This window comes from Pseudomonas sp. IT-P100, assembly GCF_949767185.1.
Lineage (GTDB): Bacteria > Pseudomonadota > Gammaproteobacteria > Pseudomonadales > Pseudomonadaceae > Aquipseudomonas > Aquipseudomonas fluorescens_B.
This window is the reverse complement of record NZ_CATKQK010000055.1, coordinates 279303-303384: the sequence shown is the minus strand read 5'-3', so window position 1 is coordinate 303384 and position 24082 is coordinate 279303. Positions and strand designations below refer to the sequence as shown.

Annotated in this window: 26 protein-coding genes and 2 pseudogenes; 12 read left to right on the top strand and 16 right to left on the bottom strand. The window is 58.8% G+C overall.

Features of this window, described 5'->3' with window-relative positions; all coding sequences use genetic code 11:
* Positions 1-8: 8 nt before the first annotated feature.
* Complete coding sequence (locus tag ACM6IQ_RS25385; protein WP_414880129.1) at positions 9-1307, bottom strand: MFS transporter; 1299 nt, start codon at positions 1305-1307, stop codon at positions 9-11.
* 203 nt (positions 1308-1510) lie between these two features.
* On the opposite strand from ACM6IQ_RS25385, the gene ACM6IQ_RS25380 reads away from it, so the two are divergent.
* Positions 1511-2500 (top strand): FAD:protein FMN transferase, encoded by a 990-nt coding sequence (locus tag ACM6IQ_RS25380; protein ID WP_414880128.1) that lies wholly within the window; start codon positions 1511-1513, stop codon positions 2498-2500.
* A gap of 207 nt (positions 2501-2707) precedes the next feature.
* Entirely contained in the window at positions 2708-4102 is a 1395-nt protein-coding gene (gene sthA, locus ACM6IQ_RS25375) for a Si-specific NAD(P)(+) transhydrogenase (RefSeq protein ID WP_007907752.1), read from the top strand.
* A gap of 42 nt (positions 4103-4144) precedes the next feature.
* Here sthA and ACM6IQ_RS25370 read toward each other — a convergent pair whose 3' ends face one another.
* Together ACM6IQ_RS25370 and ACM6IQ_RS25365 are read right to left on the bottom strand one after the other, a co-directional pair.
* Positions 4145-4867 carry a glycerophosphodiester phosphodiesterase gene (locus ACM6IQ_RS25370; RefSeq protein ID WP_414880127.1) on the bottom strand — a complete coding sequence of 241 codons (723 nt, stop codon included), beginning with the start codon at positions 4865-4867 and terminating at the stop codon, positions 4145-4147.
* 14 nt (positions 4868-4881) lie between these two features.
* Positions 4882-5460 carry a PilZ domain-containing protein gene (locus tag ACM6IQ_RS25365; RefSeq protein WP_017339874.1) on the bottom strand — a complete coding sequence of 193 codons (579 nt, stop codon included), beginning with the start codon at positions 5458-5460 and terminating at the stop codon, positions 4882-4884.
* Positions 5461-5554: 94 nt separating this feature from the next.
* On the opposite strand from ACM6IQ_RS25365, the gene ACM6IQ_RS25360 reads away from it, so the two are divergent.
* From ACM6IQ_RS25360 to ACM6IQ_RS25350, 3 genes are all read left to right on the top strand, one after another.
* Positions 5555-6805, top strand: coding sequence for a lipoprotein-releasing ABC transporter permease subunit (locus ACM6IQ_RS25360; protein WP_017339873.1), 1251 nt, complete (start codon positions 5555-5557; stop codon positions 6803-6805).
* Positions 6806-6812: 7 nt separating this feature from the next.
* Positions 6813-7496 (top strand): lipoprotein-releasing ABC transporter ATP-binding protein LolD, encoded by a 684-nt coding sequence (gene lolD, locus ACM6IQ_RS25355; RefSeq protein ID WP_017339872.1) that lies wholly within the window; start codon positions 6813-6815, stop codon positions 7494-7496.
* 64 nt (positions 7497-7560) lie between these two features.
* A complete protein-coding gene (locus ACM6IQ_RS25350) occupies positions 7561-8805 on the top strand; it encodes a lipoprotein-releasing ABC transporter permease subunit (protein WP_017339871.1) in 1245 nt (414 codons plus the stop codon).
* 123 nt (positions 8806-8928) lie between these two features.
* Here ACM6IQ_RS25350 and ACM6IQ_RS25345 read toward each other — a convergent pair whose 3' ends face one another.
* Positions 8929-10278 carry a heavy metal sensor histidine kinase gene (locus ACM6IQ_RS25345; protein WP_414880126.1) on the bottom strand — a complete coding sequence of 450 codons (1350 nt, stop codon included), beginning with the start codon at positions 10276-10278 and terminating at the stop codon, positions 8929-8931.
* A complete protein-coding gene (locus tag ACM6IQ_RS25340) occupies positions 10278-10958 on the bottom strand; it encodes a heavy metal response regulator transcription factor (protein ID WP_414880125.1) in 681 nt (226 codons plus the stop codon). Before ACM6IQ_RS25340 ends, ACM6IQ_RS25345 begins: the two co-directional genes overlap by 1 nt.
* Positions 10959-11113: 155 nt before the next feature.
* Between ACM6IQ_RS25340 and ACM6IQ_RS25335 the strand changes: the two genes are divergently transcribed.
* Both ACM6IQ_RS25335 and queF read left to right on the top strand, forming a co-directional pair.
* Complete coding sequence (locus tag ACM6IQ_RS25335) at positions 11114-11638, top strand: plastocyanin/azurin family copper-binding protein (protein ID WP_017339868.1); 525 nt, start codon at positions 11114-11116, stop codon at positions 11636-11638.
* A gap of 61 nt (positions 11639-11699) precedes the next feature.
* Positions 11700-12530 (top strand): NADPH-dependent 7-cyano-7-deazaguanine reductase QueF, encoded by an 831-nt coding sequence (gene queF / locus ACM6IQ_RS25330; protein ID WP_414880124.1) that lies wholly within the window; start codon positions 11700-11702, stop codon positions 12528-12530.
* Between the two features lie 167 nt (positions 12531-12697).
* Here the strand turns inward: queF and ACM6IQ_RS25325 are convergent, their stop codons facing one another.
* Complete coding sequence (locus ACM6IQ_RS25325) at positions 12698-12961, bottom strand: DUF4404 family protein (RefSeq protein ID WP_017339866.1); 264 nt, start codon at positions 12959-12961, stop codon at positions 12698-12700.
* Positions 12962-13070: 109 nt separating this feature from the next.
* Complete coding sequence (locus ACM6IQ_RS25320; protein ID WP_414880123.1) at positions 13071-13691, bottom strand: HAD family phosphatase; 621 nt, start codon at positions 13689-13691, stop codon at positions 13071-13073.
* A 200-nt stretch (positions 13692-13891) separates the two neighbouring features.
* Here ACM6IQ_RS25320 and ACM6IQ_RS25315 point away from each other — a divergent pair, with 200 nt between their 5' ends.
* Positions 13892-14581, top strand: a complete 690-nt coding sequence (locus ACM6IQ_RS25315; RefSeq protein WP_017339864.1) for a VacJ family lipoprotein — start codon at positions 13892-13894, stop codon at positions 14579-14581.
* A gap of 61 nt (positions 14582-14642) precedes the next feature.
* Here ACM6IQ_RS25315 and ACM6IQ_RS25310 read toward each other — a convergent pair whose 3' ends face one another.
* Positions 14643-14942: a PilZ domain-containing protein gene (locus tag ACM6IQ_RS25310; RefSeq protein ID WP_017339863.1), complete on the bottom strand. Its 300-nt coding sequence runs from the start codon at positions 14940-14942 to the stop codon at positions 14643-14645.
* Between the two features lie 276 nt (positions 14943-15218).
* Here ACM6IQ_RS25310 and rssB point away from each other — a divergent pair, with 276 nt between their 5' ends.
* Positions 15219-16403, top strand: a complete 1185-nt coding sequence (gene rssB / locus ACM6IQ_RS25305) for a two-component system response regulator RssB (protein WP_017339862.1) — start codon at positions 15219-15221, stop codon at positions 16401-16403.
* Positions 16400-16882, top strand: a complete 483-nt coding sequence (gene rssC, locus ACM6IQ_RS25300) for an anti-sigma factor antagonist RssC (RefSeq protein WP_007935262.1) — start codon at positions 16400-16402, stop codon at positions 16880-16882. The genes rssB and rssC overlap by 4 nt, the downstream gene beginning before the upstream one ends.
* Positions 16883-17098: 216 nt before the next feature.
* Here the strand turns inward: rssC and tal are convergent, their stop codons facing one another.
* Both tal and dusA read right to left on the bottom strand, forming a co-directional pair.
* Positions 17099-18025, bottom strand: a complete 927-nt coding sequence (tal, locus tag ACM6IQ_RS25295; protein ID WP_414880122.1) for a transaldolase — start codon at positions 18023-18025, stop codon at positions 17099-17101.
* Positions 18026-18203: 178 nt separating this feature from the next.
* A complete protein-coding gene (dusA, locus tag ACM6IQ_RS25290) occupies positions 18204-19223 on the bottom strand; it encodes a tRNA dihydrouridine(20/20a) synthase DusA (protein ID WP_414880121.1) in 1020 nt (339 codons plus the stop codon).
* 101 nt (positions 19224-19324) lie between these two features.
* Between dusA and ACM6IQ_RS25285 the strand changes: the two are divergent.
* Positions 19325-19723, top strand: a pseudogene (locus ACM6IQ_RS25285) (integrase); the annotation flags it as partial.
* Positions 19724-19781: 58 nt separating this feature from the next.
* Here ACM6IQ_RS25285 and ACM6IQ_RS25280 read toward each other — a convergent pair.
* From ACM6IQ_RS25280 to ACM6IQ_RS25265, 4 genes and pseudogenes are all read right to left on the bottom strand, one after another.
* Positions 19782-20153, bottom strand: a complete 372-nt coding sequence (locus ACM6IQ_RS25280; RefSeq protein WP_414880120.1) for a hypothetical protein — start codon at positions 20151-20153, stop codon at positions 19782-19784.
* Positions 20138-20776: pseudogene (locus ACM6IQ_RS25275) on the bottom strand (hypothetical protein); the annotation flags it as partial. The gene ACM6IQ_RS25280 and the pseudogene ACM6IQ_RS25275, both read right to left, overlap by 16 nt.
* Positions 20719-21030, bottom strand: a complete 312-nt coding sequence (locus tag ACM6IQ_RS25270) for a hypothetical protein (RefSeq protein ID WP_414880119.1) — start codon at positions 21028-21030, stop codon at positions 20719-20721. The gene ACM6IQ_RS25270 and the pseudogene ACM6IQ_RS25275, both read right to left, overlap by 58 nt.
* A gap of 176 nt (positions 21031-21206) precedes the next feature.
* Positions 21207-21476 carry a short-chain dehydrogenase gene (locus ACM6IQ_RS25265; RefSeq protein WP_414880118.1) on the bottom strand — a complete coding sequence of 90 codons (270 nt, stop codon included), beginning with the start codon at positions 21474-21476 and terminating at the stop codon, positions 21207-21209.
* A gap of 479 nt (positions 21477-21955) precedes the next feature.
* Between ACM6IQ_RS25265 and ACM6IQ_RS25260 the strand changes: the two genes are divergently transcribed.
* A complete protein-coding gene (locus ACM6IQ_RS25260) occupies positions 21956-22174 on the top strand; it encodes a hypothetical protein (RefSeq protein ID WP_414880117.1) in 219 nt (72 codons plus the stop codon).
* Between the two features lie 94 nt (positions 22175-22268).
* On the opposite strand, the gene ACM6IQ_RS25255 is transcribed toward ACM6IQ_RS25260, so the two are convergent.
* Both ACM6IQ_RS25255 and ACM6IQ_RS25250 read right to left on the bottom strand, forming a co-directional pair.
* Positions 22269-23030: a transporter substrate-binding domain-containing protein gene (locus ACM6IQ_RS25255; protein WP_414880134.1), complete on the bottom strand. Its 762-nt coding sequence runs from the start codon at positions 23028-23030 to the stop codon at positions 22269-22271.
* Positions 23031-23155: 125 nt separating this feature from the next.
* On the bottom strand, positions 23156-24028 hold the full coding sequence (locus ACM6IQ_RS25250) for a LysR family transcriptional regulator (protein ID WP_017339851.1): 873 nt from the start codon (positions 24026-24028) through the stop codon (positions 23156-23158).
* Between the last annotated feature and the right edge of the window lie 54 nt (positions 24029-24082).

Sequence of the window (24082 nt, the reverse complement as noted above, 5' to 3'; positions counted from 1 at the left end):
GCGATCTATCAGGTGCGGCCGACCACCGCTGCTTGCGCAGTCCGCAGTTCATGCCGATTGCCTTTGAACAGCACCAGCGTCGCAATCAATCCAAGCACCGCCGCGCCACTGAGCCAGATCCCCGGTGCTGCCTTGTTGTCCAGCACATGAATCAGGTACGTACAGGCTGCCGGTGTAAACCCACCGAAGGTTGCGGTCGCCAAGCTGTAGGCCAAAGAGAAACCGGTCGTACGAACTTCCACCGGCATGATTTCGGTCAGCGCTACGACCATGGCGCCGTTGTACGAGCCGTACAGGAACGATAGCCACAACTCGACAATCAGCAAATGGTTAAAGCTCGGGTTTGCAACCAGCCACGACAGGGCCGGGTAGGCAGTGAGAATCGCCAGGATAGTCGCTGCGAGAAGTAACGGTTTTCGCCCGATTTTGTCGGACACAGCGCCCATCACCGGCAGCCAGAAAAAGTTCGACAGGCCGATGCACACCGTCACCAGCAACGCATCCAGGTCCGACAAATGCAGTTCGGCTTTGCCGAAGGTCGGGGTGTAGGCGGTGATCAGGTAAAACGACACGGTCGTCATGACCACCAATGCCATGCCGGCGATGACAATGCCAAAGTTCTGACCGATCGAGCGGACGATTTCCCGCAGGGTAGGGCGATGTTTTCGTGCCTGGAACTCAGGGGTTTCTTCCAGCGAACGGCGAATCACGAAGATCACCGGCACAATCATGCAGCCGATCAGGAACGGCACGCGCCAGCCCCAGTCACCCATTTCTTCCGGGCTGAGCCAGTGGTTCAAGACAACCCCCAGCAGGCCGGCGAAAACCACCGCCGCTTGCTGACTGGCGGACTGCCAACTGACGAAGAAGCCTTTGCGTCCCGGTGTGGAAATCTCGGCCAGATACACCGAAACACCGCCCAGCTCCACGCCCGCCGAGAAACCCTGCAACAGGCGACCGAACAGCACGAGCAGCGGCGCGGCCACGCCCAATGTGGCGTAACCCGGCACGCAGGCAATCAACACCGTGCCCGCGGCCATCATCGCGAGGGTGATGATCAACCCTTTGCGACGACCATGCCGGTCGATGTAGGCACCGAGGAAAATCGCACCCAGCGGACGCATGAGAAAGCCGGCGCCAAACGTGGCCAGCGATAACATCAGGGAGGCGAAAGCACTGTCGGTGGGGAAGAAAGTTTTCGCAATGGCCGTGGCGTAAAAGCCGTAGACCATGAAGTCGAACATCTCCAGGAAGTTTCCGCTGACGACGCGAAAAATCGCTTTGCCGTTGCTCGTATTGGAAGGCATTTGTAGGTACTCGCGCTGGTAAATCTTGTTTGAAACGCTGCGCTTGTGGGAACGAGATCGGCAAGTCGCTCTCGCGGCCACAGGTTTTGCGTCTGGCTCACGGGCGCTGGCAGATCTCGCTCTCATGCGCTCTGAGCCCCATAATGGCGGGCGCGGTTTTGAGGGGAGATGAAGATTTGTTAACTGGACGGTGGGGTGGACTTATGGTGCTGGCCGGCGTTTTGTCCGGTTGTGGCAACGGCGCCAGCCTGGAACGCTTCGACGGCCCGACCATGGGCAGTCGTTATTCCATCCAATACGTAAGACATTCCTCTGCGCCCGGGCCGAAAGCGGTGCAGGTCGAAGTAGAAAATATCCTCGCCGAAGTGGATCGCCAATTCTCGACCTATCGCAGCGACTCGGACACTGCTCGCTTCAACGCATTGCCGGCCGGCCGCTGCCAGGTCATGCCCGGCGCTGTACTCGAATTGATCCGTGTGGGTGAGCAGTTGTCGTCCCAAAGCGACGGCTCCTTCGACTTGACGGTGGAACCGCTGCTCAACCTATGGGGATTCGGTCCGCAGGCGCGTGAAGAAAAAGTCCCGAGCGCCGAAGCGCTTGCCGAGATGCAGCAACGCGTCGGCCACACCCACTTGCGCATCGAGGGTGATCAGCTGTGCAAGGACGCGGCCGTCGAGGTCGATTTCAATAGCATCGCGGCGGGCTACGCGGTCGACACCATTGCCGCAAGGCTCGAAGCCATGGACATCCACAACTACCTCGCCGAAGTCACTGGCGAACTCAAGGCAGCGGGCAAGAAACCCGACGGTTTACCCTGGAAGATTGCGTTGGAGGAGCCCCGCGATGACCAGCAAGTGGCTCAGCGCATCATCAATGTGGACGGCTATGGCGTGTCCACTTCCGGGGACTACCGCAATTATTTTCAGCAGGATGGGAAACGTTATTCCCACACCCTTGATGCCCACACCGGTGCGCCGGTCTTACACGCCCTGGCGTCGGTCACGGTGATTCATCCTTCAGCGTTGATGGCCGATGGCTTATCGACGCTGTTGCTGATTCTCGGTCCTGAACGGGGTTGGGACTATGCCGAAACTCACAATATCGGTGCATTCTTTGTGATTCGTGCCGATACAGGTTTCGTCACACGAACCAATCAGGCTTTTGAACGCCTCAGTGGCGGTAAAACCGAATGATTGCGGCGATTCGCGCATTGAAGACTGGCGTTGTAGTGCAGGCAAAAGTAGCCTACGACGCGACCAAGGGTTAATGTGCGCGGCGTTGACGCTTCTATAGACTGTGTCCGGGTTCTGCACTGGCCCCAAATTGTTCCTTCACGCCGCAGATCGGCGTGATTTAGCCGCAGGTGCCGAGGGCGCCGCGGCCTGTTCTGAGGAGTACGCATGGCTGTCTACAACTACGACGTGGTGGTGCTGGGTTCCGGCCCGGCGGGAGAAGGCGCGGCAATGAACGCCGCCAAAGCAGGGCGCAAGGTGGCGATGGTCGACAGCCGTCGCCAGGTCGGCGGCAACTGCACCCACCTGGGTACCATCCCGTCCAAGGCACTGCGTCACTCGGTCCGGCAGATCATGCAGTTCAACACCAACCCGATGTTCCGGGCCATTGGTGAGCCGCGCTGGTTTTCGTTCCCGGACGTACTGAAAAGCGCCGAGAAAGTCATTTCTAAACAAGTCGCTTCGCGCACCGGCTACTACGCCCGTAACCGCGTCGACGTGTTCTTCGGCACCGGCAGCTTTGCCGACGAGCAAACCATCGAAGTGGTCTGCGCCAATGGCGTGGTCGAAAAACTGGTGGCCAAGCACATCATCATCGCCACCGGCTCGCGTCCTTATCGCCCGGCGGACATCGATTTCCATCACCCGCGTATCTACGATAGCGACACCATCCTCAGCCTCGGCCACACCCCGCGCAAACTCATCGTTTACGGCGCTGGGGTAATCGGTTGCGAATACGCATCGATCTTCAGCGGTCTGGGCGTATTGGTAGAGCTGGTAGACAACCGCGGTCAGCTGCTGAGCTTCCTCGACTCGGAAATTTCCCAGGCGCTGAGCTACCACTTCAGCAACAACAACATCACGGTTCGCCATAACGAAGACTACGACCGCGTCGAAGGCGTGGACAACGGCGTGATCCTGCACCTCAAGTCCGGCAAGAAGATCAAGGCCGACGCCTTGCTCTGGTGCAACGGCCGAACCGGTAACACCGATCAGCTGGGCCTGGAAAATATCGGCGTCAAGGTCAACAGCCGTGGCCAGATCGAAGTCGACGAGGCCTACCGCACCTGCGTACCGAACATCTACGGTGCCGGTGACGTGATCGGCTGGCCGAGCCTGGCCAGTGCCGCGCACGACCAGGGCCGTTCGGCCGCTGGCAGCATCGTCGACAACAACAGCTGGCGCTTCGTGAATGACGTGCCGACCGGCATCTACACCATTCCGGAAATCAGCTCGATCGGCAAGAACGAGCAGGAGCTGACGCAGGCCAAAGTGCCGTATGAAGTCGGCAAGGCATTCTTCAAGAGCATGGCGCGTGCGCAGATTGCCGGCGAGCCTCAGGGCATGCTGAAGATCCTGTTCCACCGCGAGACGCTGGAAGTGCTGGGCGTTCACTGCTTCGGTTATCAGGCGTCGGAGATCGTGCACATCGGTCAGGCGATCATGAGCCAGCCGGGCGAATTGAACACGCTGAAGTACTTCGTCAACACGACGTTCAACTACCCGACCATGGCCGAAGCCTATCGGGTAGCGGCGTACGATGGCCTCAACCGGCTTTTTTGAGTGGCTCCGGCCGGTGGCCTGAGCCGGCCGGGGAGACCGATTTCAGCAATTCTCGAGCGTGGCAGTGGCCAAACCGGGAAAGTCTGTAATCAGGCTGTCAACGCCGAAGTCGGCGAGTCTGCGCATCAGCGCGGGCTCGTTGACTGTCCACACCGACACATGCAACCCCTGACGCTGCGCCTTCGCCAGGCGTTCCGGCGTACACAGGGTCCAGTTCAGCGCCAGAATTTCACAGCCATAGCTTGCCGCGACCTTCAGCGGGTCGAGCCAGGCGTATTCGGCCACCAGTCCGCGGGACACGTCCGGCACCAGGTCCAAAGCCGCTTTCAGCACTTCTCGCGAACTCGAGGTGATGGTGACCTTGTCGAGCATGCCAAAACGCTGGGCCATTTCGCGAATCGCCAACACGGTGGTCGCGGCGCGGGTGCGTGAAGCGCTTTTGACTTCCAGCTGCCAGTGCTCGAAGTCGCATTTCTCGAACAATTCTTCCAGCGTCGGGATCGGGCACGGCTTGATCCAGCCCGGGCCACCCTTGCGTGCGTCGTAGGTCACCAGCTCGGCAGCGGTGTGCTCGACCACCTTGCCGCGGCGGTCGGTGGTGCGCTTGAGGGTCGGGTCATGAATGACCATCAACTCGTTGTCCATGGACAGGTGCAGGTCCAGTTCGCAGCGGCGCACGCCGTGCTTGAGGCATTCCTGAAAGCCGGTCAGGGTGTTTTCCGGTGCTTCGCCCTTGGCGCCGCGATGGCCGTAGATGAGGGTCACGGTTCTTCCTTAATTTAAATGCCTGATTCGTTTTCGCGGGCCAGACGTCGTTCCTGGGCCTGCTTCTGCAAAATGTAGCGGGCCAGCAGTTGGCGCTGGGCATCCGTCGGACGTTCGAACTCGGTGCCGACGTCGTAGCCGTCGCCCTTGCGATCGCAATGGGTAACGCGCGCCCGCAGCAACAGGCCGAGGGCTTGCGGCATCAGCACCAGTTTCACCGACAGGTGCGTGCCCGCGGCAATCGGTGTGGGGTGCTGGAAGTCGACGCCACCCTCGGAGATGATCACAGGCTGCGGCTCGCCGATCTGTCCGAGCACGGTGATGGCGATCACCTGGCTGAGCAGATCGATGCGTTTGTTCTGGGATTTCAGGAACGCCGCGAGGTTGCGGTCGCGCTCGCTGATCTGGCGCAACAGGTGTTGCGATTCGAATTCGCTCAGGTGCAGTTCGCTGAGCAGGTTGAAGAGTGGGGAAGCATCCTGCAACACTTCCTGGCCTGCGGCTTCGGGAGCGGACAGGGGCCGAATTTCCAGTGCGATCGTGTCCTCGATACGGTAGTATTCGCGGCGATCTTCTTCATCTAATGTCGACATGGCGAACCCATGGTAGCGGCGGTGGTCTGAGTGTAAAGCTGGTTATCGACCCCCGCCACAAGGACGTTCCTTTTCCCTCCGAACAAGCCCCGACATGTTCAGACCTCTCTTCGTATTTATTGGCACGCGTTATACCCGTGCAAAGCGTCGCAATCATTTTGTGTCGTTCATTTCCCTGACTTCGATGATCGGTCTTGCCCTTGGCGTGATCGTGATGATCGTGGTGCTGTCGGTCATGAACGGCTTCGATCATGAGATGCGCACCCGCGTGCTGGGCATGGTGCCCCATGCGACCATCGAGTCCGGCGAGCCGATCAGCGACTGGCAAGACCTCGCCGCCAAGGTCAAGCAGAACCCGCAAGTGACGGCCGTGGCGCCGTTCACCCAGATGCAGGGGTTGCTGACCAACAACGGCAAAGTCTCCAAAGTGCTGCTCAATGCCATCGACCCGGCGCTGGAACGCCAGGTATCGATCATCGACAAGTTCATGCTGCAGGGCAAACTCGATGACCTCGCACCGGGCAGTTTCGGCATCGTCATCGGCGACAAGGCGGCCGCCAAGCTCGGCGCGGCCATTGGCGACAAGCTGACCTTCGTCGCGCCGGAAGTCACCGTGACCCCGGCCGGCATGTTCCCGCGCATGAAACGCTTCACCGTGGTCGGCATCTTCCATGTCGGCGCGGGCGAGATCGACGGTTACCTGGGCGTCACCAACCTGCAGGACCTGGCGAAGCTGCACCGCTGGAAACCGGATCAGGTGCAGGGCATCCGCCTGAAGTTCGACGACCTGTTCCAGGCCCCGCGCACCGCATGGAACATCGCCCAGCAACTCGGTGAAGACCATTTCTACGCCCGCGACTGGACGCGCACCCATGGCAACCTGTATCAGGCGATCCGCATGGAAAAAGCCATGATCGGTCTGCTGTTGCTGCTGATCGTTGCCGTCGCTGCGTTCAACATCATTTCCACGCTGGTGATGGTGGTGAACGACAAGAAGGGCGACATCGCGATTCTGCGCACCCTCGGCGCCACGCCGGGCTCGATCATGGCGATCTTCATGGTGCAGGGCACCGTCATCGGTGTGGTCGGCACGCTGATCGGCGCCGTGGTTGGTATCTTCGCCGCGCTGAACGTCAGTGCCGCAATCTCGGCCCTCGAAGGCCTCATCGGCCACAAGTTCCTCAACGCCGACGTGTACTTCATCGATTACCTGCCGTCGCAAGTGCAGAGCCAGGATGTGTTGATGGTCTGCGCCGCCGCGTTGATCCTGAGTTTCCTCGCCACCCTGTATCCAGCCTGGCGTGCCGCGCGCACCCAGCCTGCGGAGGCGCTACGTTATGAGTGAGTCGGGCATGAGTGATAAAGCAATCTTGAGCTGCCGCAACCTGGGCAAATCCTACGAGGAAGGCCCGGAGTCGGTAGAGGTTCTGGCCGGTCTGCAACTGGAGCTGCATCCGGGTGAGCGCGTAGCGATCGTCGGCACGTCGGGGTCGGGCAAAAGTACCTTGCTCAACCTGCTGGGCGGCCTCGATACGCCAACCAAGGGCAGCGTCTGGCTCGACGGCCAAGAGCTTTCGGCTCTGAGCGAGAAGAATCGTGGCCTGCTGCGTAACCGTTCCCTCGGGTTCGTGTACCAGTTCCACCATTTGCTGCCGGAGTTCACCGCACTGGAAAACGTCTGCATGCCGCTGCTGATCGGCAAGACCGCGATCCCGGAAGCGCGCCAGCGTGCGACGGCGTTGCTGGAGCGGGTAGGGCTGGGCCATCGCCTCGAGCACAAACCGGCGGAATTGTCCGGTGGCGAACGTCAGCGTGTGGCCATCGCCCGCGCCCTGGTCAACAAGCCAGGCCTGGTGATGCTCGACGAGCCGACCGGCAACCTCGACTCCCATACCGCCCAAGGCATTCAGGATTTGATGCTGGAACTCAGCACCTCGATGCGCACGGCGTTCCTGGTGGTGACCCACGACATGAACCTGGCTCGCCAGATGGATCGCGTCCTGCATTTGCAGGAAGGTTGCCTGACGCCTATCTGATTGGTCGAAACCCGATGTCTGAAAAGACGTCGGGTCTTTTTGTTTTTATACGGTGCCCCAGCGAATGTTCAGACCGTTATCGATCTTTATCGGCACGCGCTATACCCGCGCCAAGCGCCGCAATCGCTTTGTTTCGTTCATCTCGATGACCTCGATGATCGGCCTCGCCCTCGGCGTGCTGGCGATGATCGTGGTGTTGTCGGTGATGAACGGGTTCCAGCGCGAAATGAGCTCGCGCATCCTCGGCATGGTGCCCCACGCAACCATCGTCGGCGTCAAGCCGATCGACGATTGGCAACCGGTGGCCGCCGCCGCGATGAAAAACCCGGAAGTGACCGCCGCCGTGCCGTTCACCGAGATGGAAGGCATGCTCTCCTATAAAGGCACGATGCAGCCGATTCAGGTCAGCGGCGTCGATCCGGCACTGGAAGGCAAGGTCTCGATCGTTGCCCAGCACATCGTTCAGGGCCGTCTCGATGCCTTGAAACCGGGCGAGTTCGGCGTAGTGATCGGCGAGATCACTGCGCGACGTTTCCGCTTGAATGTCGGCGACAAGATCACCCTGATCGTGCCGGAAGTCAGCAACGCGCCGGGCGGAATTACCCCGCGCATGCAGCGACTGAACGTGGTTGGCGTGTTTAAGGTGGGTGCCGAGCTGGACGGCTCGATGGCACTGATCCACGTCGCCGATGCCGCGCAGATGCAGCATTGGGAGCCGAATCAGGTGCAGAGCGTGCGCCTGGCGGTGAAAGATTTGTACGCGGCGCCGCAGGTTTCCAGCGACATCGCTGGCGGCTTGGGCGCCGCTTACAAGGCTGACGACTGGACCCACACCCAGGGCAGCCTGTTCAGCGCGATGAAAATGGAAAAAACCATGATCGGCCTGTTGTTGCTGATGATCGTTGCGGTAGCGGCGTTCAACATCATCGCCACCCTGATCATGGTGGTGAACGACAAAGGCGCGGACATCGCGATCCTGCGCACCATCGGCGCCACGCCACGACAGATCATGGCGATCTTCATGGTCCAGGGTACGGTGATCGGGGTGGTTGGCACCTTGATCGGCGGCGTGCTCGGCGTGATCGCCGCACTGAACGTGAGTGAGTTGGTGGGCTGGATGGAGCGGGTGAGCGGGCAACACATCTTCAGTTCCGATGTGTATTTCGTCAGTAACCTGCCTTCGGAGTTGCAGGGCGGGGATGTGTTGTTGATCTGCTCGGCGGGGTTTGTGTTGAGCTTCCTTGCCACGGTATACCCGGCGTGGCGTGCGGCGAAGATCGAGCCGGCTCACGCGTTGCGGTATTCGTAATCAGTTGTACTGCCATCGCGAGCAGGCTCGCTCCCACAGGGTTATGAGTCGTTCACTACGGTGTGATTGAACTCGATCTACTGTGGGGGCGAGCCTGCTCGCGATGTGGCCAGACTGCTTGCCTCAATCTCTCTTTGGCAACTCGATCACAAACCTGGTCCATCCATCGGCCGATTCGCAACGAATTTGCCCGCCATGGGCACGAACGATCGACTGGGTAATCGCCAATCCCAACCCCGCATGTTCACTGCTGCCTTCCTGTCGAGCCGGATCCGCCCGGTAGAAGCGATCGAAGAGTCGCGGTAGCAACACCCCGTCTATCCCATCGCCGCTGTTCTCAACCGTCAGGCTCAAACCTTCTGGTCGCTCAACAATCCGCACCCTGACCTCACCCTTGGCCGGCGTGAACCGCAGCGCGTTATCCAGCAAATTCGAAAGCGCCCGGCGCAACATACTCCGGTCTCCCACCAGGCGCGCGGTGCCTTCGCGGCTCAATGTCACTTGGGCGTCCTCGGCCAGCGGTGCAAAAAACTCCAGCAACACATCCGCTTCTTCCGCCAGTTCCAGCTGTTCACGTTTTGGCATCAACAATCCATGGTCAGCCTTGGCCAGGTACAACATGTCGTTGACCAGTTGCGCCATCCATTGCACTTCTTCGAGGTTGCTGTGCAGCGCTTCGCGGTAATCCTCGATGGGGCGCGGGCGGGTGAGGGTGACCTGGGTGTGCGTCAGCAGGTTCGACAGCGGCGTGCGCAGCTCATGGGCGATGTCGGCAGAAAACGCCGAGAGACGCTGAAACGAGTCGTCGAGGCGTCCGAGCATGGCGTTGAAGTGGTGGGCCATTTCCGCGAGTTCTGGCGGCATGTCGTCTTCGGGCAGGCGCGCGTTGAGCGATTGCGCCGAAACACCGCGTGCGACCGCACTCATGCGGCGCAATGGACGCAAACCGCTGCGCGCCGCCCATGCACCGAGCAGCGCCGTGGCCAGGGCCGACAAACCCACGGTGAGCCAGATCAGGTGTTGCATGCGCTGCAGAAAATGCTGGTGATGGGTGATGTCCAGCAGCAGGGTCAATTGCGGTGAGTCAGGCTTGTCCACAAACAACGGCGCATTCAGGACGCGGTAGTCGGTGTCGTTGTCATTGATGGTCGACAAGCCCGGTTTGTGCGGCAGCTTGTCGGGCAAGCGCGTCGAACTGTCATACCAACGCTGGCCGTCGCTGCCGGTAATCCTCAGTGAAAGATCCGCCTGACGGTTCAATTCTTCCGCCAGCCTGACTTCGCTGTCGCTGGACTGAAGATCGTGAAGCGCTCGACGCAAACCAATCAACTTGCCGCTCAGCAATTGCTGGTCCAGCTCAACGAAGTGCGCCTCGCTGGCGCGACTGAACAACACCCCGGCGAACAATGAAACCACGGCGGTGCAGGCGGCAAACAGCAGCGCCAGGCGGCTGCTCAAGGACAGTCGGCGCATCAGGCAGGACGCTCTTCAAGGACATAACCCATGCCGCGCACGGTGTGGATCAACTTGTTCGGGAACTCATCGTCGATCTTCAGGCGCAAGCGGCGGATGGCGACTTCGATGACATTGGTGTCGCTGTCGAAATTCATGTCCCAGACCTGGGACGCAATCAGCGACTTGGGCAGCACTTCGCCCTGACGTCGCAGGAGCATTTCCAGCAGGGCGAATTCCTTGGCGGTCAGGTCGATGCGTTGGCCGCTGCGCTCGACGCGGCGGCGGATCAGATCCAGGCGCAAATCGGCCAGTTGCAGGTTGGTTTCCTGAGGCGCGGCACTGCCACGGCGCAACAGGCTGCGGACCCGGGCCAGCAGTTCGGAGAAGGCGAACGGCTTGACCAGGTAATCGTCGGCGCCGAGTTCGAGGCCGTGGACCCGGTCCTCCACCGCATCTCGTGCCGTCAGAAAAAGTACCGGCGTGTCGAGGCCGGCGCTGCGCACGGCTTGCAGGATCTGCCAGCCATCGCGCCCCGGCAGCATCACATCGAGGATCAATAGCGCGTAATCGCCGCTCAGCGCCAATTGCTGGCCGGTGCTGCCGTCAGCCACCAGCTCCGTGTTGAAACCGGCCTCGGCCAGGCCTTGGCGCAGGTAGTGGCCGGTTTTCGGTTGGTCTTCGACGATCAGCAGTTTCATGGGCGACTCGAGGCAAGTGGAACGAACGCTTTATACCGTGGGCAGCGTCAGTACAGTCCAACCTGACAAAGTTGTAATCTGGCTGTCAGGTTGTGGGCAGTGGCGGCAGTTTAAAGTTTTCCACAGGCTGAACCTTATCTTGTTGGAGTACGACTATGTTTTTGCGCAAACCTCTGATGCTGGTCGCGTGTCTGCTGGCGCTGAGCTCACCGGCGTGGGCAGCGCCGGCGCAAACCTACGACTTCGGTCAACCGGCCCCGGCTGCAAAGGCTGATCGAAGCGTCGAAGTGGTGATGGGCGACATGTCGTTCACTCCGAAAGCCATCGATTTCAAGGCGGGTGAGACAGTTCGCTTTGTTCTGGTCAATAAAGGCCAGTTGCTGCACGAATTCAACCTCGGCGATGCGGCGATGCATGCAAAACATCAGCAGGAAATGTTGAAGATGCATCAGAGCGGCATGCTCACGCCTACAGGCATGAAGGAAATGGGCCACGGTTCGATGGCTGGCATGGATCACGGAATGATGAAACACGATGACCCGAATAGCGTCCTCGTTGAACCTGGCAAAACCGCGGAGCTGACCTGGACCTTCACCAAGGCCACCAGCCTGGAATTTGCCTGCAATATCCCTGGCCATTATCAGGCAGGCATGGTCGGCAAGTTGACTGTCAGTCAGTAAGCACTCAAAGGCGGGCACAAAGGCTGGTAGAATCCGCTGATTCTTCAGTCAGGTTTCCGCCATGCATCCCGCAGCCGAACACTCGCCGCTGGGCAAATCCAGCGAATACATCGCCACGTACACGCCGTCCTTGCTGTTTCCGATCCCGCGCACCGCGAAATGGGCAGAGCTGGGTCTGACGGCTGAAACCCTGCCGTACAAGGGCGTGGATTTCTGGAACTGCTTCGAGCTGTCGTGGCTGTTGCCGTCCGGCAAGCCTGTGGTGGCGATCGGCGAATTCAGCATCCCGGCGGATTCGCCGAACATCATCGAATCGAAGTCGTTCAAGCTGTACCTCAATTCGCTGAACCAGACGCCGTTTGCCGACACCGCGAGCCTTGAAGCGACGCTGGTGAAAGACCTGTCCGCTGCGGCGGGTAAGCCGGTTGGCGTGCGGATTCGCAGCCTGAAAGACGTTGAAGCCGAAGGCGTCGTGGCGCTGCCGGGCGTGTGCATCGATGACCTGGAGATCAGCGTCAGCAACTACGAGCATCCGCGGCCGGAGCTGCTGCGTTGCGACGAGTCGCGCATTGTCGAGGAAAGCGTGCACAGTCATTTGCTCAAGTCCAATTGCCCGGTCACCAGCCAGCCGGACTGGGGCAGCGTGGCGGTGGAATACCGTGGCGCGGCGCTGGACCATGCGAGTTTGCTGGAATACATCGTGAGTTTTCGCCAGCACTCGGACTTTCATGAACAATGCGTGGAGCGGATTTTCCTCGACCTGCAACGGTTGCTGAAGCCGGAGAAGCTGACGGTGTATGCGCGCTACGTGCGGCGTGGCGGGTTGGACATCAATCCGTATCGCAGCACTGAAGACATCCAATTGCCGAACCACCGTCTGGTCCGTCAATAAAGTACCAATGTGGGAGCTTGCTCGCCATGAGTCCAGCACGTTCAGCATTGATGTTGACTGACACTCCGCAATCGCGAGCCGGCTCGTTCCCACAGGGATTGCGTTACAAATCGCAGATATGAAAAAGCCCCGCTAGCGATAGCGGGGCTTTTTTGTATCCGGCGGGTTCAGATCCCCATACTGCCCAAGGCGTGCACGATGTTGCGCAGTGTGCCGGCCAAGGTAGGGTGCTCAATTTCGAAGCGCTCTACGGCCAGATTCACATTGTCGGCGAGGTTGGTGTCCTGAGTTTTTGTTTCCAGCTCAAGCTCAAGTTCGATCTGTTGCATCAGCGCATGCAGGTCTTCGCGCTCGGCTTCGGTCAGCGGTGGATTCTGTTCCAGTTGCTCGCGCAGAGTGTTGAGCTGTTGTTGCAGTTCGCGGGCAGGCATGGCGTTCTTCCTTTTATCGATAGGCACTGGCATAGACCGCGGCAGTGCGCCAAAGGTCTATGGCTGACCTTTAGATTAATCCACTCGCGCGAAACCTGCATGATCCCGGTCAGGGCTTTTCACCCTTGAGACGACGCAGGCTGATATCGGCCAGGCAAGTGTCGAGTTCGCCCAGGTGATCGATCACCGAATGCACGCCCAGACTGAACAACTGCACTGTCGCCTTGCCGCGCAGGTGTTCGCGTTCTTTCTGGCTCAAAGCCTGCCATTCGCTGGGCGCCAGCCCGCAGAGCGAGCCGCAGGAGGCCAGGCCAATCGTCCACAGCCCGGCATTCAGGCCCGACTGCAGCAGTCGCGGTTCGCCGCTGACCAGCACGCAGCCATCCAGGCGCTCGACATTCAACGCCATCAAGGCTTGCCAGCACGCATTCGGCGCGGGCCAGGGATTGATTGTTGCGGGGTGTTGCGAAGGTTTGATCCATTCCGGCAGAGCGGCGGCCAGGGAATGGCTAAGGGCAGGGGTGAGTTCGTCGAGCCAGGCGCAGGGAATCTGCTGACGTTGCAAGCTGTGCAAACTATCCAGGGCGCCCGGTGTGACCTCAGCGTGCTCGGCACAGTGGGTGCCGTGCTGACGCGTCCGGGCGCCGAAATCCACCAGGCAACCGCTGAGGCCGAACAAGACGGCGGTCAGGCTGGGCGTGGCGAGGGGCAAGGTTTCGGCGTGCGGCATGTCAACGTCCTTGAAATAGCGACAAGGCTATGCGCAGCCGGTGACAGTTGGATGACATAGATGTGAATCACTTACACTCAGGGCGAATCATCCGAAGGCCATCACGCACGATACTGCCTAAAGCGGCTTTTCCATCTTATACTAGCCAGCTTAATGCCCGGGCCAAGACGCCCGCGCCAGTACAAACCAAGGAGTTTTCTATGCGCTGGAGCAATCATCTAGCTCAGCTTTGTGTATGCGCCAGTGCCTTACTGGCTCCGTTCGTTGCCCAGGCAGCCACGGAAGATGACCCTTGGGAAAGCATCAACCGTCCCATCTACAAATTCAACGACGTGGTCGACACCTATGCGCTGAAGCCTTTGGCGCAGGGTTACCAGTTCGTCACCCCGCAGTTTCTCGAAGACGGCATCCACAACATGTTCCGCAACGTCGGTGATGTCACCAACCTTGCCAACAACATCTTGCAGGCCAAACCGGCCGCCGCCGGGGTCGATACCGCGCGCTTGATCTTCAACACCACCTTTGGCGTGCTGGGCTTCTTCGACGTGGGCACCAAAATGGGCCTGAATCGCAGCGACGAAGACTTCGGTCAGACGTTGGGCTACTGGGGCGTAGGCAGCGGTCCGTACGTGATGCTGCCGTTTCTCGGCCCAAGCACTCTGCGTGATGCGCCGGCGAAATACGTCGATGGCTACACCGGCCCATACCCGTACATTCACGATGTGCCGGTGCGTAACTCGATCTTCGGTCTGAACATTGTCGATACCCGCGCCAGCCTTCTGTCCGCCGAGAAGCTCATCACTGGCGACAAGTACACCTTCATCCGCAATGCGTACTTGCAGAACCGCGAATTCAAAGTCAAGGACGGTCAGGTCGAAGACGATTTCTGATCACGACCGGTAAAACGAAGAAGGCGGCCTGTTGGCCGCCTTCTTTGGTTTTGGATCCCGGTTATTTCATCTTCAAGATTGTAAGGCCGAGTTTCTGACTGCCGCCGTCCTGTTCTTTGACCCACACCACTTCGGTGTCGGCCTCGAGGCCTTTGAGTGCCGCATGATCGGAATCGATCCGTACGCTAAGGCGGTCACCTGCCTTGAACAAACGAGGCGCCTCAACCTGCATGCCACTGCTGGAAAGGTCGATACAGACGCCTGCAACCTCGTCTCCTTCATGAATCAGCGCAACGTCGGCATCCACCCGCATGCGGATGAAATCACGCTTTTCGCTGTAGTCCCGATCGGTTTGACTCATGGGCTTGGTCCTTCCATTGGGTTACGGTTTTGCCTGTTCTTATAACTCCCGGTGATTTGACAAGTAAAGACGTCAAGCGACCATCGGCGTGAGCTTGAAACGCCCCGCGGATGGGAGTACCGTCTGCGCCTTAGAAGGGCACCTCTGGTGTGCCTGCGAGTAGGGTGAATGCCCGAAAGCGGTGCAACAGAGAGGCTAGAAAGCGAATCCAGTAGTGTGCGCGGGGTCAATTGCCCAGCCTGCTACGCCAACCTAATTCTGGCGCCGTTTGCCCACATGCCAAAAACCAGTGCCACGCTGCTGATAATCGATGATGACGAAGTAGTGCGCGCGAGCCTCGCCGCCTATTTGGAAGACAGTGGTTTCAGCGTCTTGCAGGCCAGCAATGGCCAGCAGGGTCTTCAGGTATTCGAGCAAGACAAGCCCGACTTGGTCATCTGCGATCTTCGCATGCCGCAGATGGGCGGACTCGAACTCATCCGCCAGGTCACCGAGCGGTCACCGCAAACCCCTGTGATTGTGGTGTCGGGTGCCGGCGTGATGAACGACGCGGTCGAGGCCTTGCGCCTGGGCGCAGCGGATTACCTGATCAAGCCTCTCGAAGATCTGGCTGTGCTCGAGCACTCCGTGCGCCGGGCCCTGGATCGCGCGCGCCTGCTGCTGGAAAACCAGCGCTATCGCGAGAAGCTGGAAAAGGCCAATCGCGAGCTCGAAGCCAGCCTGAACCTGCTCCAGGAAGACCAGAACGCCGGTCGCCAGGTGCAGATGAACATGCTGCCGGTCAGCCCGTGGACCATCGACGAGTTCCAGTTTGCTCACCAGATCATCCCGTCGCTGTACTTGTCGGGTGATTTCGTCGACTACTTTCGGGTCGACGAGCGTCGGGTAGCGTTCTACCTGGCGGACGTTTCCGGCCATGGCGCCTCTTCAGCCTTCGTTACCGTGCTGCTGAAATTCATGACCACGCGCTTGCTGTTCGAATCCAAGCGCAACGGTACATTGCCGGAATTCAAGCCTTCAGAGGTCCTTGGTCATATCAACCGGGGCCTGATCAGTTGTAAGCTGGGTAAACACGTCACAATGGTCGGTGGAGTCATCGACGAGGAGACAGGTTTGTTGACCTATAGCATCGGCGGTCATTTGCCGTTGCCTGTGTTGTACACGCCAGACAGTGTCCGTTATCTGGAAGGGCGTGGCCTGCCGGTGGGCCTCTTCAATGAAGCCACCTACGAAGACCACGTGCTGGAACTGCCGCCGACGTTCAGCCTGACGCTGATGTCTGATGGCATTCTGGACCTTTTGCCAGAGCCTACACTCAAAGAAAAAGAAGCGGCTTTGCCCCAACGGGTCAAGGCAGCGGGCGGCACCCTGGATGGGCTGCGGCAGGTTTTTGGATTGGCCACGCTAGGGGAGATGCCGGATGATATCGCCCTGTTGGTGTTGAGCAGGAATCTTCAATGAGTACCGGTAGAATCCAGTTCGCCGAGCAGGACGGCACCTTTGTCCTGAAGTTCGTCGGTGAAGTTCGCCTGACCCTGTGTTCGGCGTTGGATGCGACTATTGAGCGGATCTTCACGGCGTTGAACTTCAACGCGATCGTGATCGACCTGACCGAAACCCGCAGCATCGACAGCACTACCCTTGGCCTGCTGGCCAAACTGTCGATCCTGTCGCGGCAAAAGGTCGGCCTGCTGCCGACCGTCGTCACCACCCACGAAGACATCACCCGTCTGCTGCAATCCATGGGCTTCGAGCAGGTGTTCAACATCGTTGACCGCCCGATCCCGTGCCCTGAATGCCTGACCGACCTGCCTGACCAGGATCAGTCCGAGGAAGTGGTGCGGATCAAGGTGCTTGAAGCACACAAGATCCTGATGGGGCTGAACGATTCGAATCGTGAAGCGTTCCATGATCTGGTGAATGCCCTGGAGCGTCACTGATCCCTGTGGCGAGGGAGCTTGCTCCCGCTGGGCTGCGAAGCGGCCCTGAAACATCCACGTCGTTGGGTCAGCCAAACCCCGGTTAATCGCTTTACGACTGCTGCGCAGCCGAGCGGGAGCAAGCTCCCTCGCCACCGTTCTTGATCTGCCTCAAAGCCGCACAAAAAAAGGGCGAACCCAATGGGTTCGCCCTTTTTGCATGGCGTCGAAACTACATCACAACTTGGCCTGCAACAGCGACTCAAGCTTCTCCTGATCACGGGCAAACTGACGAATCCCCTCAGCCAGTTTCTCGGTTGCCATCGCATCTTCGTTCGACAACCAACGGAACTGCGCTTCATTCAGGCTCAAGCGCGCTTCGCCGGCATGACCCGGAGCGAGTTTACGCTCCAGTTTGCCTGTGTCCGCCGCCAGCTTGTCGATCAAGTCAGGGCTGATAGTCAAACGGTCACACCCGGCCAACTGCTCGATCTGATTCAGATTACGGAAGCTCGCGCCCATGACCACGGTCTTGTAGTCATTGGCCTTGTAGTAGTTGTAAATGCGCGTCACCGATTGCACGCCCGGATCATCCGCACCGGTGTAGTCGTTGCCGTTGGCCTTCTTGTACCAGTCGTAGATCCGGCCCACGAACGGCGAAATCAGGAACACACCCGCATCGGCGCACGCGGCCGCCTGGGCGAACGAGAACAGCAGCGTCAGATTGGTCTGGATGCCTTCTTTTTCCAGAATCTCGGCAGCGCGGATACCTTCCCAGGTGGAAGCGATCTTGATCAGCACGCGGTCACGGCCGATGCCGGCCTTGTCGTACAGCTCGATCAGACGGTGCGCACGCTTCAATACGGCGTCAGTGTCGAACGACAGGCGCGCATCCACCTCAGTGGAAATACGGCCCGGAATCACCTTCAGAATCTCTTGCCCTACCGCAACGCCAAAACGGTCGCTGGCCAGGCCCACGTCGCCCTTGCAGTCGTTGACGCAAGCGTTCAGCAACTCGGCATAAGCGGGAATGGCCGCCGCCTTGAGCAGCAGGGAAGGGTTGGTGGTAGCGTCCACCGGTTTAACGCGAGCAATCGCTTCGAAGTCGCCGGTGTCGGCAACCACGGTGGTCATCTGTTTGAGTTGTTCCAGCTTGGAAGTCATGGGCGTGCTCTGTCCTATGGGTCTAATGACATTACCCGAGCGCTGACAGCCACTCAAGGGCGCATGTACGTATCGAAGGCCCCAGCGGCAACAACCTGAAAACGGCTGTTTGAATGGCGGGGCGCGGTGTCCGTAAATACGATGCCAAATCCGGGCGCAGGTTCAACCCGGGTGACCGTTAGCGTCCTTTCAGCAACTGCGCCGCCTGGTCCAGCAACACCAAAGGTTCCTTGGCCTTGTGAATATCCACCGACAACAACTGCCGAAACTTGCGCGCCCCCGGAAACCCGGTGCCCAGCCCCAGCACATGCCGGGTGATGTGGTGCATGGAACCGCCCGCATCAATATGCGCCGCTATATAAGGCCGCAATTGCGCCAGCGCCTCGGCCCGGCTGATCACCGGCGCCGTGCTGCCGAACAGTTGCTGATCCACCTCGGCCATGACATAAGGATTGTGATACGCCTCGCGCCCCAGCATCACGCCATCAAACGTCTGCAAATGCTCGTGACAGGCCTCCAGCGTCTTGATCCCGCCGTTGAGAATAATCTCCAGTTCCGGAAAATCCTTCTTCAACTGCGCCGCCACGTCATACCGCAGAGGCGGAATGTCGCGGTTCTCCTTCGGCGACAACCCCTCCAGAATCGCAATCCGCGCATGCACGGTAAAACTCGTGCACCCGGCATCGCGAACGGTGCCGACGAAATCACACAACTCCTCGTAACTGTCCCGTCCGTTGATCCCGATCCGATGCTTCACCGTCACCGGAATCGACACCGCATCGCGCATCGCCTTCACACAATCCGCCACCAACTGCGGATGCCCCATCAACACCGCGCCGATCATATTGTTCTGCACCCGATCACTCGGGCAGCCGACATTCAGGTTCACCTCGTCGTAACCGTGTTCCTGCGCCATGCGTGCGCAAGCGGCCAGGTCCAGGGGAACGCTGCCACCGAGTTGCAGGGCGAGCGGGTGTTCGGCTTCGTTGTGACGCAGGAAGCGGTCGTGATCGCCGTTGAGCAGCGCGCCGGTGGTGACCATTTCGGTGTAGAGGAGGGCGTGCTTGGAGAGCAGGCGCAGGAAGAAACGGCAGTGGCGGTCTGTCCAGTCCATCATGGGCGCCACGCTGAAGCGGCGGGACGGCTCAGAGCGGGCAGGGCTAGTGATTGCGGGGGCTTCAGGTTTTTCGAAATTCATTGGTACTGATCTTTTATACGGCAGTTTTTACCCATTTTTCCTTGTTTCTGAAGTCGGTTGCTAAAATGTAGCAAGCGAATTCGGCAATGTAGCAACTGGAAATGGGCACGATCACATCACGCAAGCGCAAGGACAATTCGACGGCCTACACGGCGCAGATACGGATCAATCGGGACGGGAAGACAGTTTATCAGGAAAGCCAGACGTTCGACCGTAAGCAGGTCGCCCAGGCTTGGATCAAGCGCCGCGAGACGGAGTTGGCCGAGCCTGGTGCCATTGCACGCGCTAACCGTAAGGGTGTGACGGTCAAGAAGATGATTGAGCAGTACCTGGACGAGTACGAAAAGATCCGTCCGTTGGGCAAAACCAAAAGCGCAACGCTGAATGCTATCAAGGACACCTGGCTGGGCGAGCTCGGCGACTCGGCGCTGACCAGCCAAAAACTGGTGGAGTTCGCTCAATGGCGAATGAGCAAGGAGGGTGGTGGTGTCCAAGCGCGGGGTTCGAATCCCTATCTCAGAAGCTCTATTGCGCCGGCTGAGGCTATTCTTATGGGGGCTACAATGACTGAAAATGATGAAATTTCATGATCTCCTTCCAGATGTAACCGTAGCTGTAACATAGCCATGTAACTTTTAACCGGTCGAAGCTACGTCGTAGCCAACTGCTTTCTCGCGCTTTGAGTTCTTTGGCTATTTCATCCAGTAACCATTCATCCTGAAAACCGGTCCAAACAGGAGGGACGGGCGTTTCAAGGTTGCTGAAACACACGGGCGCGACCTCTGAGTACAAGATGTCTTCAACGACCTTTGGGTCATAGCCCCGGATTCGCTCTGCGATAGAGGCGTAGTCGACAACGCTGTCTACAAAGGCCTCTGCCAGCGCAATCTGGATGTTCGCTCGTTCCGCAGGAGTCAAAATATGTCCCAATGGGCCAGCTCCTCTAGCTCTGCGTCGAACGTATCAGCCGCGACCCCGCCAGCAATGCCACCGGCAATGCTTCCAATGAGAACAACGGCTATGGCACAGGCCGGAGCTCCAGGACCACAAAGAGCGGATATGCCCAAGCCCGCCAGAACCCCCCCTGCCGCACCACCACCCAGGATGGTGGCTTGACGGGCCGTTTCTTTGGCCTTGTCGTCTGCGTTCAGTATTTGGTAAGTGGCAAGCACCGCTGTCATGATGATGCCAACCTTGCCCATAACGGACATGATTTTGGTGCCAGAAGTGAACTTGGCATTGGCACTGCCAGACCGCTCTAGAGCTTTGTACAAGACTTCTTTCTGTTGAGCCTTAGAAAGTTGTTCGTAATTTTTGTTGAACTGAGTTTGAGATTTTCCGTTCAGGATTTCGCTGTGTGTTTTCCCAGTTTTCTTCTTTTTTTGCACGATGGCCAGGCCCTGAGCAGAGGTCAGCTTGCGGTGTTCGAACATGATTTTGTTGCGCATCTCATTGCTGAATTTTGTCGCGTCCTCAACGCTGATATTGCCGGCTCTCACCTCAGCAAATATCTGCTGTGACATTCGTCGAATATTGCCCTCTGTAGTTGCTTGAGCGCCGAGCTGAAATTTGGACTTTTGGGGCTGCCGTTCTGATTAAAAAAAGCGAAACGCTCTTTCCATTTTGGGCTGGCGGTGTCGGTTTGCAATTCATCCGTGTTGCTCATGTTCTGTCCTTTTTTCGGGTGGCGCTCGGTCGAGGTATCGACCAGATTTTCTTTCCGTGTGCTTGGTATCGCGTTTTTTGCATGCTGCAGGCCAGTGGCCAATGTTGCGGGGTGAGTTTCCGGCAGCGTATGAAATTTCACAAGCCATTATGTTTGGCCGAGACTTCGTTCGTTTTCCCTCATGTACCCGCAAAGAACTGCAAGTTGATCTTGAAGATCATCAACGTCGTGCTGATCGTCGGTGCTTGTTTCTGAGCGCGTGCTCGGGTGATCCATGAGTTCGAAGGGGCGTCCGGGGAGGGCGCCCCTTTGTGACGTCAGGACTTTTCGGCATCCATACGTCGCGCAACGACATCCAGAACATCACAGCCATCACGCAACGGTATGCAGCAAAGCATTGCGAAGTCGCTGAGAATCACCGAGTCCGTGGTGATGTCGCCGCGCATTGCGAGGTTTTCGAGGATCTGTGTTACCGCGCCAATTCGGTAGCGTGCGGTGCTAAGCAGTGAATGCAGCGGTTGGGTGGTGTTTACATACAGCGAGGGAAGGTCATCGGCATTGCTGGTTAAAGCCATAAACTCTTTCATGTGAAGCTCCATTAATTTGAGAAAACTACTGCTCATTCGTCGCCAAACGAATGGGTGGTAGCTGTACGCGGGTTGGCGAACCGGGCAATGGAGAAACCGGCAGACCCGAAGGTCTCCCGCGCACAGCCACCATAAAACAGGCAGCTAAGTGCGTTCCGAAACGCTTCGAAAATGGTCGAAGGATTCAGTTCAATTGCCATCGAGTCGCCAAACCCGACACGCCATTTGGGCGTTGGGTGGACTATAGGCCTCGTGACAAAAGTGCAGCAATGGACAAGTGTACGGACAATTCCGAGTGTCGTGTAGGACGTTGCTCTTTCAACGATTTGTCAGGGGAGCGACCTTTTTCGCATCAACAAACCGCAGCAGCTGAACCAATGCTGTCGCCCTGCAAAGTTTCATAATGCGCAGCCGCTTCCGGGCCTACGATGACGAGCAAAGCTCACATCACCACGCCCCAGCCCACAGGAAACGGAAAAATGATCTCGAACCTCGCCAAAGCCTTGCTGATCGGTGGTGCGTTGCTGTTGAGCGCCTGTTCGGGGGTAAGCACCCAAAGCAATTATTCAGAAGACCTCCAGCCATCTGCCGGCTTTGGCCCTGGCCCTACCAATAATCACAGTCAGTTGAATTTCCATGGCAGTGCGCTCGGTAACAGCTTCGGCGAGTACAGCTCGGGGTTGTTGCACGACGACTAGAGTGTGACGCAACGGCGCGGTATTCCTGCCGTTGCGTGTTCTCCGAGGGGGCGACTACTGCGCAGCCGAACGCAGGCGTTGCCAACGTGGTCGGCTATTTGCTCTCAGGCGTCGCAATCCATTCACCCAAGACCTTCTGGTATTTCCCTGTCACCTTGGCCAGATGCAACCACTGATCCACATACAACTTCCAAGTCATGTCATCACGCGGCAGCAAATAAGCCTTCTCGCCATACTGCATGAACTGCCCCGGATTCACCGCGCACAATCCAGGTTTCAGTTTCTGCTGATACAGCGCTTCCGACGCATCGGTAATCATCACGTCGGCCTTCTTGTCCAGGAGCTCCTGAAAGATGGTCACATTATCGTGAAGGCTCAATTGCGCCTTGGGCAGGAAGGTGTGAACGAAGGCTTCATTGGTGCCACCGGCCGGTTCGACCAGTCGAACCGAAGGCTGGTTGATTTGCTCGACGGTCTGGTACAGCGCCTGATCCTCGCAGCGCACGAGGGGGATTTTGCCGTCGACGTCCAGCGTGGTGCTGAAGAACGCTTTTTTCTGCCGCTCCAGCGTGACCGAAATCCCGCCCATGCCGATGTCGCATTTTCCCGCGAGCAAGTCGGGCATCAGGGTTTTCCAGGTGGTCTGCACCCACTCGACCTTGACGCCGAGGCTGTCGGCCAGCGAGCGGGCCATGGCGATGTCTATTCCCGAGTATTCGCCGTTCTCTGCTTTGAAGGTATAGGGTTTGTAGTCCCCGGTGGTGCAAACGCGCAGTTGGCCTTGCTGAATGATGTTGTCCAGATGCGATGGCTCTGCCTGAGCGCCAAACGAGAGGGCGAGCAGCCCGGCAAGCATCGATAAGCGTTGTGTCGTCTTCATTGTTTTCCGGCTTCCATGAGGGATTGGATGCGTTTCTTGGCGCCTCGCTTGAAGTGCGAAAGATCGCAGCCTTTGCCACCTCCTACAAGGGCGCCGTGCGTTCACTTCAAACTCTCGCGAACCATGTCCAGAAACGTCGCCACCACCCGCCGTGAACTCTGCTCGCGCAAGCACACCAGTGTCTCCGTCAGCCGCCGTGTGCAATCGGTGATGGGTAACGCACACACCCGCGAATCCGCGCCAAATTCCGCGGCCGAGACCACGCCCACGCCAATCCCCACGACCACTGCCTCACGCGCCGCTTCCCGACCTTCGACCTGAATCGCCGGACGAATGCGAAACCCCGCCCGGGCCATTTCCTCCTCCAGCGTCTGACGCGTCACCGAGCCGATTTCCCGCAGCACCAGCGGGGTGTCGTCGAGGTCGGCCAGGCAGATCGACTCGCGGTCGGCCCACGGATGATTGCGTGAAACAAACGCCACCATCGGGTCGTTACGCAGCGCGACCGAGATCAATCGTTCATCGCTGACCTCACGCCCGAGCAACGCCAGGTCGGCCTGATAGTTGAACAGCCGAAACAGCGATTCATCGGTGTTGCCGGTTTCGATTTTCACGCTGATGCCGGGATAGCGCTCGCAGAACCGCGCGATCTGCGGCAGGACGTGGACCGGCGCATCCACCGCCAGGATCAGGCTGCCGGTCTGCAACGCCTGGGAGTCCTGCAGCAACTCCTGCGCCTCGGCCTCAATCACAAACAGCCGCTGGGTGATGCCGAGCAAGCGTTCGCCCAGATCGGTGAGGCGCACCGAGCGTTTGTTGCGGTGGAACAGCAACACGCCAAAGCGTTCTTCGAGTTTGCGCACCTGGTCGGAAATCGCCGGTTGCGTGAGGAAAAGCCGCTCGGCGGCTTTGGTAAAGCTTCCGTGAACAGCCACGGCGTGGAAGGCTTTGAGCTGGGCGTGGGAAACCGACATCGAAACCTCCAGTAACAAGCTGAGCTTATATTGGAAATACGATAAATCGATTTC

Bases quoted from the DNA above. Each gene is read 5' to 3' on its own strand.
- dusA (WP_414880121.1), bottom strand. From the start codon at position 19,223: ATGAATTTCGAAAAACCTGAAGCCCCCGCAATCACTAGCCCTGCCCGC.
- tal (WP_414880122.1), bottom strand. From the start codon at position 18,025: ATGACTTCCAAGCTGGAACAACTCAAACAGATGACCACCGTGGTTGCC.
- lolD (WP_017339872.1), top strand. From the start codon at position 6,813: ATGAGTGATAAAGCAATCTTGAGCTGCCGCAACCTGGGCAAATCCTAC.
- queF (WP_414880124.1), top strand. From the start codon at position 11,700: ATGCATCCCGCAGCCGAACACTCGCCGCTGGGCAAATCCAGCGAATAC.
- ACM6IQ_RS25360 (WP_017339873.1), top strand. From the start codon at position 5,555: ATGTTCAGACCTCTCTTCGTATTTATTGGCACGCGTTATACCCGTGCA.
- rssC (WP_007935262.1), top strand. From the start codon at position 16,400: ATGAGTACCGGTAGAATCCAGTTCGCCGAGCAGGACGGCACCTTTGTC.
- ACM6IQ_RS25345 (WP_414880126.1), bottom strand. From the start codon at position 10,278: ATGCGCCGACTGTCCTTGAGCAGCCGCCTGGCGCTGCTGTTTGCCGCC.
- ACM6IQ_RS25350 (WP_017339871.1), top strand. From the start codon at position 7,561: ATGTTCAGACCGTTATCGATCTTTATCGGCACGCGCTATACCCGCGCC.
- ACM6IQ_RS25380 (WP_414880128.1), top strand. From the start codon at position 1,511: ATGGTGCTGGCCGGCGTTTTGTCCGGTTGTGGCAACGGCGCCAGCCTG.
- ACM6IQ_RS25250 (WP_017339851.1), bottom strand. From the start codon at position 24,028: ATGTCGGTTTCCCACGCCCAGCTCAAAGCCTTCCACGCCGTGGCTGTT.
- rssB (WP_017339862.1), top strand. From the start codon at position 15,219: ATGCCAAAAACCAGTGCCACGCTGCTGATAATCGATGATGACGAAGTA.
- ACM6IQ_RS25310 (WP_017339863.1), bottom strand. From the start codon at position 14,942: ATGAGTCAAACCGATCGGGACTACAGCGAAAAGCGTGATTTCATCCGC.
- ACM6IQ_RS25265 (WP_414880118.1), bottom strand. From the start codon at position 21,476: ATGAAAGAGTTTATGGCTTTAACCAGCAATGCCGATGACCTTCCCTCG.
- ACM6IQ_RS25385 (WP_414880129.1), bottom strand. From the start codon at position 1,307: ATGCCTTCCAATACGAGCAACGGCAAAGCGATTTTTCGCGTCGTCAGC.
- ACM6IQ_RS25365 (WP_017339874.1), bottom strand. From the start codon at position 5,460: ATGTCGACATTAGATGAAGAAGATCGCCGCGAATACTACCGTATCGAG.
- ACM6IQ_RS25315 (WP_017339864.1), top strand. From the start codon at position 13,892: ATGCGCTGGAGCAATCATCTAGCTCAGCTTTGTGTATGCGCCAGTGCC.
- sthA (WP_007907752.1), top strand. From the start codon at position 2,708: ATGGCTGTCTACAACTACGACGTGGTGGTGCTGGGTTCCGGCCCGGCG.
- ACM6IQ_RS25335 (WP_017339868.1), top strand. From the start codon at position 11,114: ATGTTTTTGCGCAAACCTCTGATGCTGGTCGCGTGTCTGCTGGCGCTG.
- ACM6IQ_RS25340 (WP_414880125.1), bottom strand. From the start codon at position 10,958: ATGAAACTGCTGATCGTCGAAGACCAACCGAAAACCGGCCACTACCTG.
- ACM6IQ_RS25255 (WP_414880134.1), bottom strand. From the start codon at position 23,030: ATGCTTGCCGGGCTGCTCGCCCTCTCGTTTGGCGCTCAGGCAGAGCCA.
- ACM6IQ_RS25320 (WP_414880123.1), bottom strand. From the start codon at position 13,691: ATGCCGCACGCCGAAACCTTGCCCCTCGCCACGCCCAGCCTGACCGCC.
- ACM6IQ_RS25260 (WP_414880117.1), top strand. From the start codon at position 21,956: ATGATCTCGAACCTCGCCAAAGCCTTGCTGATCGGTGGTGCGTTGCTG.
- ACM6IQ_RS25325 (WP_017339866.1), bottom strand. From the start codon at position 12,961: ATGCCTGCCCGCGAACTGCAACAACAGCTCAACACTCTGCGCGAGCAA.